General features: G+C 69.5%; 17 protein-coding genes. 3 read left to right on the forward strand and 14 right to left on the reverse strand.

Features of this window, described 5'->3' with window-relative positions; all coding sequences use genetic code 11:
• Nucleotides 1–121: 121 nt before the first annotated feature.
• Genes OH804_RS23235 through OH804_RS23260 form a run of 6 tightly spaced genes read right to left on the reverse strand, consistent with a single transcriptional unit; the run spans nucleotide 122 to nucleotide 6,821 of the window.
• Nucleotides 122–1,303 (reverse strand): saccharopine dehydrogenase C-terminal domain-containing protein, encoded by a 1,182-nt coding sequence (locus tag OH804_RS23235; protein ID WP_406059493.1) that lies wholly within the window; start codon nucleotides 1,301–1,303, stop codon nucleotides 122–124.
• Nucleotides 1,303–2,763, reverse strand: a complete 1,461-nt coding sequence (locus OH804_RS23240; RefSeq protein ID WP_406059495.1) for an NAD(P)/FAD-dependent oxidoreductase — start codon at nucleotides 2,761–2,763, stop codon at nucleotides 1,303–1,305. Before OH804_RS23240 ends, OH804_RS23235 begins: the two co-directional genes overlap by 1 nt.
• Nucleotides 2,760–3,575: an ABC transporter permease gene (locus OH804_RS23245; RefSeq protein WP_406059497.1), complete on the reverse strand. Its 816-nt coding sequence runs from the start codon at nucleotides 3,573–3,575 to the stop codon at nucleotides 2,760–2,762. The genes OH804_RS23240 and OH804_RS23245 overlap by 4 nt, the downstream gene beginning before the upstream one ends.
• Nucleotides 3,575–4,483 (reverse strand): ABC transporter permease, encoded by a 909-nt coding sequence (locus OH804_RS23250; protein WP_406059499.1) that lies wholly within the window; start codon nucleotides 4,481–4,483, stop codon nucleotides 3,575–3,577. The genes OH804_RS23245 and OH804_RS23250 overlap by 1 nt, the downstream gene beginning before the upstream one ends.
• On the reverse strand, nucleotides 4,480–5,631 hold the full coding sequence (locus OH804_RS23255) for an ABC transporter ATP-binding protein (protein WP_406066639.1): 1,152 nt from the start codon (nucleotides 5,629–5,631) through the stop codon (nucleotides 4,480–4,482). The genes OH804_RS23250 and OH804_RS23255 overlap by 4 nt, the downstream gene beginning before the upstream one ends.
• A 5-nt stretch (nucleotides 5,632–5,636) precedes the next feature.
• The gene (locus OH804_RS23260) at nucleotides 5,637–6,821 is read right to left on the reverse strand and encodes an extracellular solute-binding protein (protein ID WP_406059501.1); all 1,185 of its coding nucleotides are present in this window, start codon (nucleotides 6,819–6,821) and stop codon (nucleotides 5,637–5,639) included.
• A 214-nt stretch (nucleotides 6,822–7,035) separates the two neighbouring features.
• Here OH804_RS23260 and OH804_RS23265 point away from each other — a divergent pair, with 214 nt between their 5' ends.
• Both OH804_RS23265 and OH804_RS23270 read left to right on the forward strand, forming a co-directional pair.
• Nucleotides 7,036–7,548 carry an Lrp/AsnC family transcriptional regulator gene (locus OH804_RS23265; RefSeq protein WP_196921192.1) on the forward strand — a complete coding sequence of 171 codons (513 nt, stop codon included), beginning with the start codon at nucleotides 7,036–7,038 and terminating at the stop codon, nucleotides 7,546–7,548.
• 505 nt (nucleotides 7,549–8,053) lie between these two features.
• A complete protein-coding gene (locus OH804_RS23270; protein ID WP_196921191.1) occupies nucleotides 8,054–9,400 on the forward strand; it encodes an aspartate aminotransferase family protein in 1,347 nt (448 codons plus the stop codon).
• A gap of 107 nt (nucleotides 9,401–9,507) precedes the next feature.
• Here OH804_RS23270 and OH804_RS23275 read toward each other — a convergent pair whose 3' ends face one another.
• Nucleotides 9,508–9,876 carry a DUF3499 domain-containing protein gene (locus OH804_RS23275; RefSeq protein WP_124822852.1) on the reverse strand — a complete coding sequence of 123 codons (369 nt, stop codon included), beginning with the start codon at nucleotides 9,874–9,876 and terminating at the stop codon, nucleotides 9,508–9,510.
• Between the two features lie 153 nt (nucleotides 9,877–10,029).
• On the opposite strand from OH804_RS23275, the gene OH804_RS23280 reads away from it, so the two are divergent.
• A complete protein-coding gene (locus OH804_RS23280; RefSeq protein WP_074316962.1) occupies nucleotides 10,030–10,479 on the forward strand; it encodes a metallopeptidase family protein in 450 nt (149 codons plus the stop codon).
• An 87-nt stretch (nucleotides 10,480–10,566) separates the two neighbouring features.
• Here the strand turns inward: OH804_RS23280 and OH804_RS23285 are convergent, their stop codons facing one another.
• The 7 genes from OH804_RS23285 to OH804_RS23315 all read right to left on the reverse strand — a co-directional run bounded on the left by OH804_RS23285 (nucleotide 10,567) and on the right by OH804_RS23315 (nucleotide 18,441).
• Complete coding sequence (locus OH804_RS23285; protein ID WP_007455784.1) at nucleotides 10,567–10,824, reverse strand: WhiB family transcriptional regulator; 258 nt, start codon at nucleotides 10,822–10,824, stop codon at nucleotides 10,567–10,569.
• Between the two features lie 458 nt (nucleotides 10,825–11,282).
• Nucleotides 11,283–11,612, reverse strand: coding sequence for a phospholipase (locus OH804_RS23290; RefSeq protein ID WP_406059505.1), 330 nt, complete (start codon nucleotides 11,610–11,612; stop codon nucleotides 11,283–11,285).
• A 19-nt stretch (nucleotides 11,613–11,631) separates the two neighbouring features.
• Nucleotides 11,632–13,026 (reverse strand): DUF4331 domain-containing protein, encoded by a 1,395-nt coding sequence (locus OH804_RS23295; protein WP_196921189.1) that lies wholly within the window; start codon nucleotides 13,024–13,026, stop codon nucleotides 11,632–11,634.
• Between the two features lie 51 nt (nucleotides 13,027–13,077).
• Nucleotides 13,078–13,356 (reverse strand): hypothetical protein, encoded by a 279-nt coding sequence (locus OH804_RS23300; RefSeq protein WP_196921188.1) that lies wholly within the window; start codon nucleotides 13,354–13,356, stop codon nucleotides 13,078–13,080.
• 38 nt (nucleotides 13,357–13,394) lie between these two features.
• Complete coding sequence (locus OH804_RS23305) at nucleotides 13,395–15,938, reverse strand: bifunctional FO biosynthesis protein CofGH (protein WP_196921186.1); 2,544 nt, start codon at nucleotides 15,936–15,938, stop codon at nucleotides 13,395–13,397.
• A 206-nt stretch (nucleotides 15,939–16,144) separates the two neighbouring features.
• Nucleotides 16,145–17,293 carry a DDE-type integrase/transposase/recombinase gene (locus tag OH804_RS23310; protein WP_406058593.1) on the reverse strand — a complete coding sequence of 383 codons (1,149 nt, stop codon included), beginning with the start codon at nucleotides 17,291–17,293 and terminating at the stop codon, nucleotides 16,145–16,147.
• A 155-nt stretch (nucleotides 17,294–17,448) separates the two neighbouring features.
• Nucleotides 17,449–18,441 carry a hypothetical protein gene (locus OH804_RS23315; RefSeq protein ID WP_406059508.1) on the reverse strand — a complete coding sequence of 331 codons (993 nt, stop codon included), beginning with the start codon at nucleotides 18,439–18,441 and terminating at the stop codon, nucleotides 17,449–17,451.
• Nucleotides 18,442–18,492: the final 51 nt, after the last annotated feature.

Genomic DNA, 18,492 nt, shown 5'->3' on the forward strand with positions numbered 1-18,492 from the left:
GCGATCCCCACTCCGCGATCTTGCAGATCCTGTCGCCGAAATGCCCGATAAGCGGGGAAAAGTGAGTACAGAAAGTGCAAGATCGCGGGGGGCGGGGGCGGGGGCGGGGGCCGGGGCACGTTCACCGCTCCTCCATGCCCCAGGGCGAGCCGTAGCCGGTGAGCAGGTCGAGGAAGGGCATCGGGGGTAGCGCTTCCGGTCCGAGCACCCCGACACCGGCCCACGCGCCGGTGGCGAGCAACTCCAACGCGACGACCGGGTTGACGGCGGTCTGCCAGACCACCGCCTGGTGCCCGTACTCCCGCATCGACCACTCGTTGTCGACCACGTGGTACAGGTAGACCTCCCGGGGTTGCCCGTCCGGGCCGAGGCCGCGTACCCAGGTGCCGGCGCAGGTCTTGCCGCGCATCCGGGCGCCGAGCGTGGCCGGGTCGGGCAGACTCGCGGCCACCACGTCACGCGGGGAGATGTCGACGCCGCGGACCCGCACCGGGGAGACCGCGTCCAGGCCGAGCTTGTGCAGCGTCTTGAGCACGTCGATGAACTCGTCGCCGAGGCCGTACTTGAAGGTGACCCGCCGGGCCTTGACCCAGCGCGGGATGAGCAGCACCTCCTCGTGCTCGACGTTGACGCACTCGACCGGCCCGATTCCCTCGGGGAAGTGGAAGACCTCCGGCTCGGAGAACGGTTCGGTGGTGAACCAGCCCCGGTCTCTCTCCCAGACGACCGGTGGGTTGAGGCACTCCTCGATGGTGGTCCAGATGGAGAACGAGGGGGCGAAGTCGTACCCGTCGACTGTGAGGTTCGCCCCGTCCCGGACGCCGATCTCGTCGATCTCGGAGAAGAGTTCGTCGGCGGCGTACCGGGCGAACACGTCCGACAGGCCGGGCTCGACGCCGATGCCGCACAGCGCCAGCCGACCGGCCGCCGACCAGGTGTCGGCCACCGCGAACTGTTCGTCGCCGAGCTTCACCCCGGTCTCGGCGTGCGACAGGGACATCGCCATGTCCAGGTAGTCGGCGCCGGCCGCGAACGCGCCGTCGAAGATCGGCATGACGAACCGCGGGTCGACGGCGTTCAGCACGTGCGTGATCCGGTGCTCGCGGCACAGCGCGGTGATCGCGTCGGCCGAGGAGGCGTCCACCTGGGCGGCGACGAACCGGTCACCGTGCCCGGCGACCGCCCGCTGTGCGCGAACGGGGTCGTGGTCGGCGACCACGATGGTCTCGAAGAAGGTCCGTCGGGCGGCGATGGCTACGGCGGCGGAGCCGACGCCACCGGCGCCGACGAGGAGGACACGCATCAGGAATCAAACCCCAAACCGAAACGATCGAGAGTACGGAGCCAGAGGTCGCGCCGGCCCTCGCGCGCGTCGGCGCGGGCCAGTGACCAGCGGGTGAGATTGATGCCGACCGCGCGGACGGGTTCCGGTGGGAACGGCAGTGGCTTGCGGCGAACCAGATCGAGACCGGTCAGCGGGGTGTTCCCACCGTCGAGCAGGTCGAGCAGCACCCGGGCCCCGAAGCGGGTGGCTCCGACGCCGAGGCCGGTGTACCCGGCCGCGTACGCCAGCCGGCCGCCGTACGCGGTGCCGAAGAACGGGCAGAACCGGGTGCAGGTGTCGATGACCCCGCCCCAACGGTGGCTGAACCGCACGTCGGCGAGCTGCGGGAACGTGGTGAAGAAGTGGCGGGCGAGGGTGGTGAAGGTGGCTGGTCGTTGTTCCAGCTCGGGCGCGACCCGGTTGCCGTAGTGGTAGACGGCGTCGTAGCCGCCGAAGAGGATCCGCCCGTCGGCGGTGATCCGGTAGTAGTGGAACTGGTTGGCGGTGTCGGCGAGCCCCTGTCGGTTGCGCCAACCGATGGCGTCGCGCTGGGCCGGGGTGAGCGGTTCGGTCATCAGCACGTGGTCGTAGACCGGCACCAGGTACGCCCGTAGCCGGCGCAGCAGCGGTGGGAACGCGTTGGTGGCCAGCACGACCCGCCGTGCCCGTACCGAGCCGGGCAGGCCGGCGGCCCGGGTGTCGGCCCGGTCGGCCGGCACGGCGGCGGGGTCGGTGCCCACTGTGCTGGCGTGCAGGGCCGGGCCGTCGGCGCGCAGGCCGGTGACCCGTGTGTGTTCGTGCACCCGGACGCCGAGGTCGAGGCAGGCGCGGCGCAGACCCCAGGCCAGCTTCGCCGGGTCCACCATGGCCACCCGGTCGGCGTCGAACATCCCACCCAGGTACGTCGGTGAGTGCACCTCGGCGCGCACCTCGTCCCGGTCGAGCAGGCGCACGCGGTGGCCGTACCGGCGGGCCAGGTCCGCGTCGGCGGCCAGCCCGTCGAGTTGGTACGGCTCGACGGCGACGGCCAACTCGCCGGTGCGCTCGAAGTCGCAGTCGATGTCGAATTTGGCGACTGTGGCGGCGATGGCGTCCAGGTTCTCCCGGCCGAGGCGTTCCAACTCGCCGACCTCGTCGGGGAACCGGTCCACGCCGTTGGCGAGGCCGTGGGTCAGCGAGGCGGCGCAGAACCCGCCGTTGCGCCCGGACGCGGCCCAACCGCAAGTCCCGGCGTCGACGAGCAGCACGTCCCGGTCCGGGTCCGCCTGTTTCGCCAACAACGCGGTCCACAGCCCGCTGTAACCACCGCCGATCACCAGCAGGTCGGCGGAGTGCCGACCAGCCAGTGGCGGCAGCGGGTCGGGGCGGTCCGGGCGATCGAGCCAGTACGGCACGGGTGCCGCGTCGGCCAGCGCCCGGCCGGTATGCGGAAGGGTCATGACGGGCCGGCCAGCAGGTTGGCACGGCGGGCCCGTCGACCGCGCAGCGAGCTGAGCCCCACGAGCAGCAGCGCGACAGCGAACATCGCGGTGCCGATCACGTTGACCTGCGGGGGGATGCCACGCTGGGCGGCGCCCCAGACGTACATCGGGAACGTGACTGTGGTGCCGGCGTTGAAGTTCGTGATGATGAAGTCGTCGAAGCTCAGCGAGAAGGCCAGCAACGCGGCGGCCACGATGCCGGGCAGCACCAGCGGCAGGGTGATCCGCCGGAAGGTCTGCCACTCGCTGGCGTAGAGGTCCATGGCGGCCTCCTCCAGCCGCCGGTCCATCCCGGCGAGCCGCGCCTTCACTGTGACCACCACGAACGACACGCAGAACATCACGTGCGCGATCACGATGGTCCAGAACCCCTGCGGTACGCCCGCCGACACGAACAGGGCCAGCAACGACGTGCCCATCACCAGCTCGGGGGTGGCCATCGGCAGGAAGATCAGCACGTTGATCCCGGACCGCCCACGGAAGCGGTGCCGGACCAGCGCGAACGCCATCAGGGTGCCGAGCACCGTGGCGACCACAGTGGCGATGAAGCCGATCTGCACGCTGCGGACCACCGCGTCGCACATGTCCGAGGTGGCGCACGGCTGCTGCCAGTTGTCCAGTGTGAACTCGTTGAAGTCGTACGACAGCCGGCTCGACGGCCTGTTGAACGACAACGCGGCCACCACCAGGATCGGCAGCGCCAGGTAGCCGAGCACCAGCAACGCCACGATCATCACCCAGCGGTCCGCCAACCAGCGCGAAAGTCGCATTAGAGGACCTCCTCCGTGCCGGCTCGACGGAGGTAGCCGAAGACCACCGCGAGGATCGCCGCCATCAGCAGGAACGACAGCGCGGCGCCCTGCGGGTAGTCCAGTCGGACCAGGAACGCCGAGTCGATGACGTTGCCGATCATGTATTCGTTCGGGGTGCCGAGCAGTTCGGCGTTGATGTAGTCGCCGCTGGCCGGGATGAAGAACAGCAGCGTGCCGGCGACCAGACCGGGCATGGAGAGCGGAAGTGTCACCCGACGGAACGCCTGCACCGGACTCGCGTACAGGTCGGTGGCCGCCTCCAGCAACCGGTGGTCCAGCCGCTCCAGGCTGGCGTACAGCGGCAGCACCAGGAACGGCAGGAAGTTGTACGTCAGGCCGAGCACCACAGCGAACGGGGTGGCCAGCAGCCGACCGTCCGGGGCGAGCAGGTGCACGTCCCGCAGCAGACCGACGAGCGCGCCGTTGTCCGACAGGATCGTCTTCCAGGCCAGCGTGCGGACCAGGAAGCTGGTGAACATCGGCGCGACGACGCACACCAGCAGCAGGTTCTTCCAACGGCCGGCCTTCTGCGCGATCGCGTACGCCAGCGGGTAGCCCAGCAGCAGCGCCAGCAGCAGGGCCAACCCGGCGTAGCCGAACGACCGCAGGAACTGCGGCCAGTACGCCTGCACCACGTCCGGGTAGTTGCCGACCGCCCAGGTCATCACGTACCCGGTGGAGAGCGAACCGCTGGGGTCGTACAGGCTGGCCGCCGCCAACTGCAGCAGCGGCACGCCGAAGAAGATGAGCAGCCAGGCCGCGCCGGGCAACAACAGCAGGTACGGCAGGAGTCGGCGCCGCCCGGACCGGGCTGCCGGTGGCGCGGGTGGCGGGTGCCCCGCTCCGGTGGGAGCCAGGAGGGTCACGACGACGCACCCACCGGCTCGTCGAGCACCGGCGACGTGCGGTCGCTGTCGGCGGCGTCACGGGGCAGCAGGAACGCGTGCCGTGGATCCCAGTACGCCACGGCCTCGCTGCCGACCGCCACCCGCGTCGACGTTCCGCTGTTGGCGGCGAAGACCGACAACTCGGTGCCCCAGCCGGTGCGCAGCAGGTACTGCGTGCTGACTCCCACGTAGGAGGCGTCGGTGACCACTCCGGTGACGTGCTGATGCCCCGCGGGCACCTGGTCGGCGGAGCCGACCAGAATCAGCTTCTCGGGGCGTACCCCCAGGTGGACAGGGCCGTGGTCGGCCCGTGACCGGCCGGCGGGCACCGAGAGGCGCGTGCCGTGCGCCGTCACCGCGACGTCGCCGCCGCTGACGCCGGTGGCCTCGCCGGCGAGCAGGTTGGACTGGCCGAGGAAGTTCGCGACGAAGGCGGTGGCGGGAAACTCGTAGATGTCGGCCGGTGCACCCAACTGTTCGATCCGGCCGGCGTTCATCACCGCGACGGTGTCGGCCATGGTCATGGCCTCCTCCTGGTCGTGGGTGACGTGGACGAAGGTGATGCCGACCTCGGTCTGGATGCGCTTCAGCTCGATCTGCATCTGCCGGCGCAGCTTGAGGTCGAGGGCGCCCAGCGGCTCGTCGAGCAGCAGCACCTGCGGTCGGTTGATGAGGGCGCGGGCCAGCGCGACCCGCTGCTGCTGACCTCCGGAGAGCTGGGCGGGGCGGCGGTTGCCGTAGCCGTCGAGTTGCACGAGCGACAGCATCCGGGTGACCTCGTCGTCGACCGAGCGGATGCCCCGTCGACGCAGCCCGAAGGCCACGTTCTCGAAGATGTCGAGGTGCGGGAAGAGCGCGTAGCTCTGGAAGACGGTGTTGACCGGCCGCTTGTACGGCCGCAGCCGGGCGATGTCCCGGTCACCGAGCAGCACCTGGCCGCTGGTCGGCTCCTCCAGACCGGCGATCATCCGCAACGTGGTGGTCTTGCCGCAGCCGGACGCGCCGAGCAGTGCGAAGAACGAGCCCTGCTCGATGGTCAGGCTCAGGTCGTCGACAGCGGTGAAGACGCCGAACCGTTTGGTGAGGTTGGCCAGGCGCAGGTCGCCGGCGGGTGTCTCGCGCGCCATCCTCGTCACGCCCCGATGACCTGTTGGAACTTGCCCTCGTACTCCTTCTCCTGCTTCTCGTCCAGGGCCATGAACACCTTGGACTTCGACAGCAGCGCCTCGTCGGGGAAGATCAGCGGGTTGGCGGCCAACTCGGGGTCGATCTTCTCCATCTCGGCCTGGGCGCCCTTGACCGGGCAGATGTAGTTGACGTACGCGGCGAGCTTCGCCGCGACCGCCGGCTCGTAGTAGTAGTTGATCAGCGCTTCGGCGTTGCCCTTGTGGGTGGCCTTGTTGGGGACCATCATGTTGTCGCTGTAAAGCATCACGCCGGAGTCCGGCGCGACGAACCGCACCTTCTCGTCCTCACCGGACAGTTGGATGACGTCGCCGGACCAGCCGATGCACGCGGCGATGTCGCCCTTGGCCAGGTCGGGCGCGTAGTCGTTGCCGGTGAACTTGCGGATCTGCCCGGAGTCGACGGCCTTCTTGAGCTTGTTGAGGGCGTCGTCGAACTGGGCGGCGGTGAAGTTCGCCGGGTCGTGCCCGTTCGACCCGAGCAGCAGACCCATGGTGTCGCGCATCTCGCTGAGCGCTGTCACCTTGCCCTTGAGGTCGGGGCGGGTGAGCAGTTCGTCGACAGTCCGCAGTTCCTTTGTGACGTTGCCGTTGTACGCAAGGCCGGCGAGGCCGGACTGCCACGGAATGGAGATCCGGTTCTCGGCGTCGAAGGGGCGGTTGAGCAGCGACGGAAGCAGGTTGGCCTGCACGTTCGGGATCTTCGCCGGGTCCAGCTTCTGGATCCAGCCGAGCCGGATCATCCGGGCCGCCATCCAGTCGGTCAGCACGATGATGTCCCGGTCGGTGCTCTGACAGGCGGCGAGCTGGTTCTGCACCTTGCCGAAGAACTCGTTGTTGTCGTTGATGTCCTCGGTGTAGGTCACCTGAATGCCGGTCTTCGTGATGAACTCGTCGAGGCTCGGCCGCTCGGACTCGTCAGTGTCGTCCACGTCCATGTACTGCGGCCAGTTGGCGAAGGCGAGTTTCTTCTCGGTGCCGGAGAGGTCCTCGCTGACGCAGCCGGCTTCGGTCTGCTGCGCGCCCTTGGTGCCGCAGCCCGCGAGGCTGCCGCCCATGCTGAGCAGGGCAGCCGAACCGAGAGTGCCGGTGAGCAGTCCACGCCGGGAGAGGGGCCGGAGGGGAGTACGCATGACGACTCCTAGGGGGTCATCGTCGGCGGGCGGGACGGGGAGGCACGCCGGCGGGAATGTCGGGAGGGTCAAGTGCCATGGACGACTGATCCTGACATGAGGTGACCTCCCTTACAAGGGATTCCGTTGCGGGAATAGCGATGCACGACGAAATACGCCAGACTACGCGGGGATACACGCGCGACATCACGATTCGGGATATGGGGAGCGGGCAATGACAAACCGGCAGCACGAGAACAGCAACGGCGGTCGACGCGTCGCTGTCCGTGAAGGCGCCAATCACGCTCTGCTGGATGACGTGGCCAAGCAGATCATCGAGCAACTCCAGGAGGACGGCCGCCGCCCGTACGCCACGATCGGCAAGGCGGTGGGGCTGTCCGAGGCCGCGGTCCGCCAGCGGGTGCAGCGGCTGATCGACTCCGGCGTGATGCAGATCGTGGCGGTGACCGATCCCCTCCAGCTCGGCTTCAACCGGCAGGCGATGATCGGCCTACGTACCGACGGCGACCTGGAGGCGGTCGCCGACCGGCTGGCCGAGCTGGACGAGGTCGACTACGTGGTGATCACGGCCGGGTCGTTCGACCTGCTCACCGAGGTGGTCTGCCGCAACGACGACCACCTGCTGGAGATCCTGCAACGACTGCGCGCGGTGCCCGGGGTGCTCTCCACCGAGGCGTTCGTCTATCTCAAGCTCCGCAAGCAGACCTACACCTGGGGTACGGCCTGACGCTCGCTTGTCGCGCCCGGCGTTCGTGCTTGATCCACTCGACTTCACCGATAACGCGGTATCAATCACGTCCGGACACCGCGATCTCAGCGAACCGCGGGGTGGATCGAGCCGGCAGCCGAAGGAGGCGCTTCCCCCGACCAGGCCCTTTGGAGCTGATGTCGCAAACGATTCGGCGGCCGGCAGGCACTACCTGGGCAGCCGAGCGCCATCCCGACCGGCTGGTGTGATGCCGTAAACGATTCAGCTCCAAAGGGCGGCCACCAGCACACCTCCGGCTCCTGCCGACCGCCGACCCGCCGACCGCCGACCGCCGACCGCCGACGAAGCAGCCAACGGCAGTACGGATTCCGTTGCATCCGTGACGCGTGTGCGCTAAATCCGTCGCCAACTGACCGTGATACCGCCGATAACACTTGCCCCGGAGGTTGAAACTGTGCGATAACCGTTGACAGAGCGGCCGGCCTCACCCCTTGAACCGGCCCGACGACCGATGGGGCTCGACATGGCCAACGCCACCGACCACCTCTGGATGCACTTCACCCGGATGGCGAGCTACTCCGCCGGTGAGGTGCCGACCATCGTGCGCGGCGAGGGAGCGTACGTGTGGGACGCGCAGGGTCGCCGCTACCTGGACGGGCTCGCCGGGCTCTTCGTGGTCAACGCCGGCCACGGCCGCACCGAACTGGCCGAGGCTGCCGCCAAGCAGGCCGGTGAACTGGCCTACTTCCCGCTCTGGTCGTACGCCCACCCGAAGGCCATCGAACTGGCCGAGCGGATCGCCGCGCTCACCCCTGGCGACCTCAACCGGATCTTCTTCACCACCGGAGGCTCCGAGGCAGTCGAGGCGGCGTGGAAGCTGGCCCGCGCCTACTTCAAGCGCACCGGAAAGCCCAACAAGTACAAGGTGATCAGCCGGTACATCGCCTACCACGGCACCTCCATGGGAGCCCTGTCGATCACCGGCCTGCCGGGCATCAAGAGCGACTTCGAGCCACTGGTGCCGGGTGCGATCAAGGTGCCGAACACGAACTTCTACCGGGCGCCCGAGCACGGCGACGACCCCGAGGCGTTCGGCCGCTGGGCCGCCGACGAGATCGGTCGGGCCATCGAGCGGGAGGGGCCGGACACTGTCGCCGCGGTCTTCCTGGAGCCCGTGCAGAACTCCGGCGGGTGCTTCCCGCCGCCGCCCGGCTACTTCGAGCGGGTACGGGAGATCTGCGACGCGTACGACGTGCTGCTCGTCTCGGACGAGGTGATCTGCTCGTGGGGGCGGTTGGGCGAGTACTTCGGCGCGGTGCGCTACGGCTACCAGCCGGACATCATCACCACCGCCAAGGGCATCACCTCCGGCTACGCCCCGCTCGGCGCGATGATCGCCAGCGACCGGCTGATGGAACCGTTCCTCACCGAGACCGGCATGTTCGCGCACGGGGTGACCTTCGGTGGGCACCCGGTCTCCTGCGCGGTGGCCCTGGCCAACCTGGAGGTCTTCGCCCGCGAGGACCTGGTCGGGCACGTACGCGCCAACGAGGACGCCTTCCGGGCCACCCTGGAGAAGCTGCACGACCTGCCGATCGTCGGCGACGTCCGCGGCGACGGCTACTTCTACGGGATCGAACTGGTCAAGGACAAGGCCACCCGGGAGACCTTCGACGAGGCCGAGTCGGAGCGCCTGCTGCGGGGCTTCCTCTCCACCGCCCTGTTCCAGGCGGGCCTCTACTGCCGGGCCGACGACCGGGGCGACCCCGTCATCCAGCTGGCCCCGCCACTGATCGCCGAGCAGCAGCACTTCGACGAGATCGAGCAGATCCTCCGCACAGTCCTAACCGAAGCCTGGACCAAGCTCTAACGCACCCACCCACTGGTGTTGATCAAGAGGTTTGCGTCAAAAACGCGCCAGCTGATGACCGAAACCTCTTGATCAACGCCGGAAAGAGGGGAGCGCTGGGGGCCCGGTTAGTGGTTGGGGGGGATTACTCGGAGGTGGCCTCGGCGGCCCGTCTGGTGGGGGTTCTCGGGGCGGCTCTGGTCCGGCTCCGGGGGGCGGGGGGCCGGGCGGGCGGCTTCGCGAACCGCCTCGGCCAGCGCGACCAGGTCGTCGGTCGTGGGCGGCGGCGGCTCGAACTCGCCCTCGTGCCGGACGACGTCCCAGCCCCGCGGGGCGGTCAGGCTGCGGGCGTGCGGCTCGCACAGGTCGTACGTGTGCGGCTCGGCGAACGCCGCCAACGGCCCCACCACCGCTGTCGACTCGTTGTAGACATAGGTCAATGTGGCGACCGCTTGCCGGGGGCAGCCGTTACGGGAGCAGCGCCGTGGTGACCTCACGTGCGGCAGGGTATCTCCATTACCGGGTCCAGCGCATCGCTTCGCGTTGCGACACGCCCGTCATGGTGATCACAGTCGACCGTCCTGGGCGCGCCGCGCCACGGGATCGGCGCTGCCGCTGGCCAGCCCGACACGGGCGCTACCCTTTGCCTCATGACGAGCCCGGAACACCGCCGCCCCGGCTCCGGCCGGCGTGCGCATCGTGACCGGCACGGGCGCGGCCTGCGCGGGCGGCTGGTGCCGGCCACCGTGCCGCTGGCGCGGACCAAGGCCGAGGTCTTCGACGACCTGGTCCTGGACACCGTCGAGACGCTGGAGCGTCGGTTCGCCAAGGAGCTGGCCGGGGTCGAGTTCGCGGTCGAGGACGTCCCGCCGGACCTGAACGTCTACGACTCCGATGTGCTGGAGGACGGCGAGGTCCCGCTGGCCCGGCTGCTGCCCGGTCGCCCGGGCCGGCAGGAGGTGCCGCCGCGGATCGTGCTGTACCGGCGGCCCCTGGAGTTCCGGGCGATGGACCGTGAGGACCTCGCCGATCTCGTCCACGACGTGATCATCGAACAGGTGGCGAACCTTCTCGGGGTGGACCCGGACGAGCTCGCCTGAGCCAACCCCCGAGCGGAGAGTCGGGCGGCCCCCACCGCCTCGACCTCACACCGCCCAGGCGGGCCCCCCGGCCCAGACCTGCACCGCTCAGGCGGCCCGCCGCTTCAACTTGCGCCGCTCCCGCTCGGAGAGCCCACCCCAGATGCCGAACCGCTCGTCGTGCCCGAGAGCGTATTCAAGGCACTCGGTCTTGACCTCGCAACGCGAACAGATCCGCTTCGCCTCGCGGGTCGAGCCGCCCTTCTCGGGAAAGAACGCCTCGGGGTCGGTCTGCGAGCACAACGCCCGCTCCTGCCACTCCGGCGCGTTTCCGAGCAGGTCGGCCACCTCAAGCTGGCCGTCCATCAAATGCCTCCTTGTCGCGCACCGGCGTCATCGCCGCTGCAACCCCCCACGCGAAAGGCGTGCTTGTCCGTCCGGTCCCGTTTTGTTGCGTTCCGTGCGAACAACCCCATTCAAATTACACGCGTGTAATGCGTGCGCCGTCAAGCCAAACTTGATAATGGAGTCGCCCTCCCGACACCCCCGGCCGGCCACTCGGGCCGTCCAGCCTCGCAACCTGCCCTATCGATTCAGACCCCGGCCGAGTAACGCCCTCTCCGGCGAGTTGCCCGACTTTTCTGCCGTGGCGCTTCCCCGAAGAGTCGCCGACCGGACGGCACCAGAGACCTCCACCCCTAAGCTGATCTTGGTGGGGGACAGGTTAACGCGGCGCGGCGCAGACCGCCCGTCGAGCCGTGGACAGCACTCGCGCCCCGTCCACAATGTGGACGGGGCGCGGCGGTGAAACCGATGCGTCGAGGTCAGCCAGCGACCCCAAAACCGCTGCTGGGCCAGGCAAACTCGGCTATCTCTCCACCATGGACAGAAATCGTGCCGGCGGGCGTACGGTCGTCCCACCAGACGGTATAAATCCCGCTTGGCAGATCCGGATAGACCGCACTGTGGAACGAGCCGTCCCGCACCCGGCGCTCGCGCACCGCCGAGTGCACCCGCCGATCATCGTCGCGACTGATCTCAATCTCCCGGCCATGCAGATCACGACCCGTGTAGACGATCAGGGCACCGGTGTCGCCGCCCAGATCGAGGACGACGCTCCCGGTCTCCGACGGCCCGTACGTGTGCTCGTGCATCCGCTCGCCCCCGCGCCGATCAGGACCCCGCCGGCGGGTTGTTGAACCCGTCGTACGGCGTACCCAGATAGGGGAAGTTTCCGAGGAACGGCGCTGTCACGTCGGCGGCGCTCAGCCCCGGGGTGACAGCGGCGGCCGCCGCGTCCGGTTCGAACGTCTTGTCCACCAGCGGGACGGTGACCCCGGCGATCGCCCGCAACGCGATGCTGACCACGTCGTCACCGACCCGCCGCCCGTTCGGGAACCCGGCCAGGTCCCCGCCGAGCACCCCGAACCGGTCCGGACGCCTGGTCGGCGGGATCGCGGTGTTCAGTCGCAGCATGTCGGCCTGCACGTCGCCGGTGGCGTTGGTGAAGCCGTCGATCAGCCCGGCCGGCACGCCGGTGAGCAGGATCGCCACCAGGTCGGCTCGGGCCTTCTTGGCCTTGGTGAGCTTGTCCAGGTTGGGGAAGACGTCCGGGTAGAGCGCCGGCAGCAACGCGGCCAGCTCCGGCTGCTCGACGAACTGGGCGAACCGCTTGTCCTCCGACGGGGGCAGCGAGTTCCACAGGTCCTTCTTGGACATCGGCACGATGACCTCGTTGAACAGTGGATTTCCCAACCGCGAGACCTGGGTGAACGGGCCGGTGGAGGTGTCCGCCCCACCCCGGTCACCGAGCACCCGCACCTGCCGACGCGACGCCGACGTCCACACCCCGATCACCGACGCCCGGTCGCCGGCGCCGTACCGGTTGGCGCGCCGGCGCACCCGCTCCAGCGGCACCTGCACCGCGATGCTGTGCACGTTCATCCGGTCGGTGGCGTTGACCGGGTCCCCCTCGGCCTTGAAGATCTTCTTTCCGGCGACGTGCAGCTGCTGGAACGGCCGCAACGTGCCGAGGTCGAAGATCGCCCCGAGGTCGACGAAGAACCCGTCGGCGCGCTGCCCGGCGAACACCCGCTCCCCTGTGGAGAGCGAGTAGGTCGCCTGTCGCACCAGGTCGGCGTACTTCGGGGTGGACAGCGGGCCGACGTTGCACGGCGGGCAGGCCAGCTTGTGCGCCAACCGGTGCTCGCGGCCGTCGGCCACCCGGGTCAGGCTGTAGAACTGCCGCCGGTTCCAGTTCTTGCTGTCCAGCGAGTCGATCGGCCCGGTGTTGTAGAGAAAACTGTTCGGGTTGGTGATCTCGGTGGTGAATTCGAACCGGTAGGTGACATCCGGACGACCGTCGCCGTCGTTGTCGATATGGATCTCGTACCGCACGTCGTCGCCGAACTCGAAGAAGTTCGGGCCCCCGGAAGGGAGCTGCAACGGCACATAGTTGGCGATCAACGTGACAGTGTCGCGTTTGTCGGGGCTGACGAACGCGTACAGGTCGGAGCTGTCGGCGACCGGATCCTTGGCTATCTCCGGGGCCTCACGGTGGGAAGACATGACTGACCAACCTCACTGGGCGGGGACAGGATGGCGGGGCGGAGGGTCGGGTCAGCGCCGGGCGGCGCGCCGCAACCGGTCCGCCAGGCCGCGGTCGCGTACCTCGATCCGCGTCTCACCGACGAAGACGTCCATCGTTCCGGAGTCGGCGTCACGCAGGTGCACGACGATCGGTTCGTCGGCTCGACCGGCCGCGCCGGGGGCGTTCTGCGCGGCCGACAGGCCCGGCACTGTGAGCGCGGCGGCGCCGAGGGTGGCGCTGGCCGCGGCGGTCAACGTCTGCCGGCGGGTCAGTCGCGGCCACTGCCGCTTCCGCTGATCACTGGTCATGCCGCGTGGTACGGCCGGTGGCGGGGAAAGGTTCGACGTCAGGGCCGGGCGTGACCGTACGCAGTCGAACGCTTGCGCGCCGGACGGCCGGCGGCCTTCGCGATGGCCCGCAACTGCTCCTCGGTACGCGCCGAACCGTTGTCGGAACCGGCCATCCGGGAGATCGTCTCCTCCATCAGCGTGCCGCCGAGGTCGTTGCAGCCGCCCTGGAGCATCGCGACTGTGCCCTCGTCGCCGAGCTTCACCCACGAGCACTGGATGTTGTCGATCCGGCCGTGCAGCAGCAACCGGGACATGGCGTGCACCACCCGGTTCTCCCGCCAGGTCGGCCCGGGCCGGGCGATACCCGCCAGATAGATCGGCGCATTGGTGTGCACGAACGGCAGCGCCACGAACTCGGTGAACCCGCCCGTGCGGTCCTGCACCCCGGCCAGCACCCGGAAGTGCGCCAGCCACTGCCCGGGGTGGTCGACGTGGCCGTACATCATCGTGGAGCTGGACCGGATGCCCAGCTCGTGGGCGGTGCTGACCACCTCGACCCAGGCGGCGGCCGGGAGCTTGCCCTTGGTCAGCACCCAGCGCACGTCGTCGTCGAGGATCTCGGCGGCGGTGCCCGGGATGGTGTCCAGCCCGGCCTCGCGCAGTTGGAGCAACCACTCACGCACCGGCACACCGGCCTTCGCGGCGGCGGTGACGATCTCCATGGGCGAGAACGCGTGCACGTGCATCTCGGGCACCCGGGCCTTGATGGCGCGCACGATGTCGGCGTACCCGGTGACCGGCATCTTCGGGTCGATGCCACCCTGGAGGCACACCTCGCTGGCACCGGCCGCCCACGCCTGCTCGGCCCGATCCGCGACCTGCTCGACGGAGAGCCGGTACGCGTCGGCGTCCCGCTCACGCTGCGCGAAGGCACAGAACCGGCAGCCCACGTAGCAGACGTTGCTGAAGTTGATGTTGCGGTTGACCACGTAGGTGACGTCGTCGCCGACCGCCGCGCGACGCACGTCGTCGGCGAGGCGGCACAACTCGTCGAGCGCCGGCCCGTCCGCGCCGAACAGCGCCAGCGCGGCGTCGGTGTGCCGGGGGTCGAGCAGCGCCGCCGGGTCGTCGGCGGCCAGCTTGAGCCCGGCCGCCAGGTCACGGTCCGCACCACTCCCGGCCGGTGCCACGGGTACGCCCGCACGGCGCGCGGTCGCCTCGGGGGTGACCTTGCCGGCGACCTCGGACCAGTCGCCGTAGACGCTGTCGAAGTCGCCGCGCCGGTCGTCGGTGCGGCCGGTGGTGTCGATGGTGGCGTGCAGGTCGACCCGCCCGCCGAACACCTCCTCCGGCTCCTGCCACGGTCGTCCCTGCGGCATCGCCGACTCGACCGCCATGCCCGTCGCCGGGTCGGCCAGGGCACCGACGTGCGGCAACAGCCGTGGGTCGAGCCAAGGGTCGCCCGCCCGCACGTACTCCGGGTAGATCGTCAGCCGCTCCCGCAGCGTGAACCCGGCCAACTCGGTGTGCCGGGCCAACTCGTCGATCTGCGGCCAGGGCCGCTCCGGGTTGACGTGGTCGGGAGTCAGCGGGGAGACGCCGCCCCAGTCGTCGATGCCGGCGCGCAGCAGCAGGTCGTACTCGCCGGCGATGAGGTTCGGCGGGGCCTGGATCCGGGCCTTCGGGCCGAGCAGCAACCGGGCCACCGCCACAGTGGCGGCCAGGTCGTGCAGCTCCGCGTCCGGCATGCCGCGCATCGCCGTGTCCGGCTTGGCGCGGAAGTTCTGCACGATCACCTCCTGGAGGTGGCCGTACTCCCGGTGGGCGCGGCGGATCGCGAAGAGCGCGTCCACCCGCTCCGCCGGGGTCTCCCCGATGCCGATCAGGATGCCGGTGGTGAACGGCACCCCGACCCGGCCCGCGTCCTCGAGCACCCGCAACCGGACCGCCGGCTCCTTGTCCGGTGAGCCGAAGTGCGGGCCACCCGGCTCGGACCAGAGCCGGGTAGCGGTCGTCTCCAGCATCATGCCCATGCTCGGCGCGACCGGCTTGAGCCGTTGCAGCTCCGACCAGGACAGCACCCCGGGGTTGAGGTGCGGCAGCAGACCCGTCTCCTCCAGCACCGCGACCGCGCAGGCGCGCAGGTAGTCCAGGGTCGAGTCGTAGCCGCGTTCGTCCAACCAGGTCCGGGCCGCCGGCCACCGTTCCTCCGGCCGGTCGCCAAGGGTGAACAGCGCCTCCTTGCAACCCTGCGCGGCACCGGCCCGGGCGATCGCGAGGACCTCATCGCGGTCCAGGAACGGCGCCGGCAGCCGGTGCGGCACTGTGGCGAAGGTGCAGTAGTGGCAGCGGTCCCGGCAGAGCCGGGTCAGCGGGATGAAGACCTTCTTGGAGTACGTGACCACACCCGGCCGCCCGGCGTCCCGCAGCCCGGCGTCGCGGATCCCACCGGCGATCCGGAGCAGTTCGTCGAGCGCGTCTCCGCGGGCGGCGAGCAGCGCGGTCGCCTCGTCGACATCCAGCGCCCGCCCGTTCGCGGCCCGGCCCAGGGCCCGCCGCACGCTCGCATCGCTCGGGCCGGAGTGGGTGCGATCAACCATCCACTCACCCTATGCGCAGTGCGACGCCACCCAACCAGTCCCAGCCCGCAGCGTGGGAAACGGCACTGAACGATCGCGGCAGCGCCGCCAGGCCGTTCACACCTCCCGCAGCTGGCAATCTTGGACACTTTCCGTCAACTCGGAACTGTGCTGTCCCGAGTCATGTGTCAAGGGGAAGTCCCGATAGATGTGTCAGGTGTTGTTGATCAGGCTGCTCGGGTGAGGCTGATGTAGGTCCGGTCGGGGGTGAGGTGGAAGTGGCCGAGGGGTTGGCCGTCTTGGTGGTAGATGGTGATCCGGCTCTGGTCGCGGATGGCGGTGATGGTGGCGCCGGCGTGGGTGGTGCCGACGCTGGTGCGGTGTCCGGCGACGGTGATGGCGCCGGTGCTGCCCACGAGGCAGCGGTGCAGGGTGGCGTCGGTTTGCATCGGTAGGCTGGCCGGCCCGCCGAGGCTGGGCGCGTGTGTCCATGCCTGGGCGGGGGTGGCGCGTCGCGGCAGGGCGCTGTGGCGTCGTTGGGTGTTGTAGTAGCGGCGGTAGACGTCGAGGAGGTTCTGCAGTTCCGCGCGGGTTGCGGGGGCGGGGTGGGTGCTCAACCATTTTTTGAGGGTTTGGTGGTGGCGTTCGACCTTGCCGCAGGTCTGCGGATGGTAGGGGCTGGAGTTGATCGGCCGGACATTGTGGTCCAGGAGGCACTGGACGAACGTGGAGATCGATCCGGGCCGGGTCAATCGGCTGGTGAACGCGGTCCCGTTGTCGGACAACACGATCGCCGGGGTGCCGTACTCGTCGAATGCCTGCCTGATCGCGGTGACCGCGCCTTCGGCGGTCTCCGCGCTCGTTGCGTGACAGCCGACGAGGGTTCGGGTGCAGTCGTCCAGGACGTCGAAGACCGCGGCGAGGCTGCCGTCGGCGAGCCGGACGTTCGTGGCGTCAATTTGGTAGCAGTCGCGGGGCCGGGCGTAGACGAACCGCCGAAACGAGCTGCGCGGCCGTTTCGCCGGGTTCCGTTCGAGCAGGTCATGCCGGGCCAGGACCCGGTTGATCGTCGATCGCGACGGCACCCGCCACGGCGCACCGGTAGCGGCGTGCACCTCGATCAGCGCGTCGCGAATGAAGTCAGCCCCGTTATCCACGCCGAGTTCGACGCGCAGCTTGCAGATCCAGGCGTCCAACTCCGGTGGCGTCGTCCGCGGACTGCTACGCGGCCGCCGGGACCGCTCATGCCACTCGCCCTCATCCCTGATCCGTGCCTGATGCCGGTAAACGGTACGGACCGAAACCCCATGCTCACGCGCGAACTCGGCGGCGTTGATCCGCACCCCAGCAGCCAACTGGGCATCGAGCAGATTCATGACACGCCGCCGAGAAGCCATACCCGGCACCATGGACCAGCACACCCAAGGCCCCTGCCAAGTGACACATGTATCGAGACTTCAACACTGACAGATGTCATGGGACTGAATAGTCAACTCGGAACGGAAAGTGTCCAAGATCTACCGGTGCGGACTCAGCGGGGCTGGTCGGGGTGGTCGTTGGGCTTGATGTGTTGGGTCCGGTCGGTGTCCAGGTCGGTGGGGTGGGAGATGACCTCGGTCGGGTCGGCGGACTGACGCGGAATGGCCTGAGTGGGGTCGGCCGACGGCGGCTGCCCGAACGGCGGCGCGGCCGGGGACGGCGGCGCCGACTGCGGGGCGGGGTTCGCCGGGGGCCCGGACTGCGGGAACGGCGGCGCGGACTGCGGTGCCTGGAACGGCGGCACGGACTGCGGGTGCGGCGGAGCCGACTGCGGTGCCTGGAACGGCGGCGCGGACTGCGGTGCCTGGAACGGCGGCGACGGCTGGCCGTACTGGCCGGCCTGCGGGTAACCACCCGCCTGCGGGTAGCCGCCCGGCTGGCCGGGGGCGGGCCATCCACCCTGCGGCTGGCCGCCGGGCTGACCCGGGGCCGGCCACCCACCCTGCTGCTGCGGCCAGCCCGGCTGCGGCTGGCCGTAGACGCCCGGCTGGGGCTTGGGTCGCGGCACGTAGTAGTGGGCGCGCCAGATGGTGTAGACCACCCAGGCGGCGACCGCGAAGATCACCATCCAGGCGAACCGGGTGAGCACACCGAGCAGCGCGTCGAGCACCTCGGCCTCGGCCAGTCGGCCCACCGTCCAGATCAGCATGGTCAGCGTGCCGAACAGGGCGCTGACCGCGTACTCGACGACAGCTGCCTGCGTGATCAGCTTCGCCTTCGCCAGCACCGGCGAGATGTGCGTGGCCAGCAGCACCGCCAGCAGTGGCAGACCCACCGCCTCCACCCCGATGAACGCGTAGAAGGCGCTGCCCGCCCGGTCGGTGAAGGAGCTGTAGTCGTTCGGGGCGATCAGCCGGAGCAGGCCCACGAAGAGGAACACGGCGTTGGCACCAAGCAGCGCGAGCGCGGCGAGCTCCCGTAGTGGCTTGGTCAGCTGGCGGGCCTGCGACGCGTCGGCGGACGCGGGCTCGGCGGGGCTGGTCACGAGTTCCCCCTCGGGGCATCAACGGACAGGGTGCACGTGAGCCTAGTCTCG

The organism is Micromonospora sp. NBC_00860, assembly GCF_045207375.1.
Taxonomy (GTDB): Bacteria; Actinomycetota; Actinomycetes; order Mycobacteriales; family Micromonosporaceae; genus Micromonospora; species Micromonospora vinacea.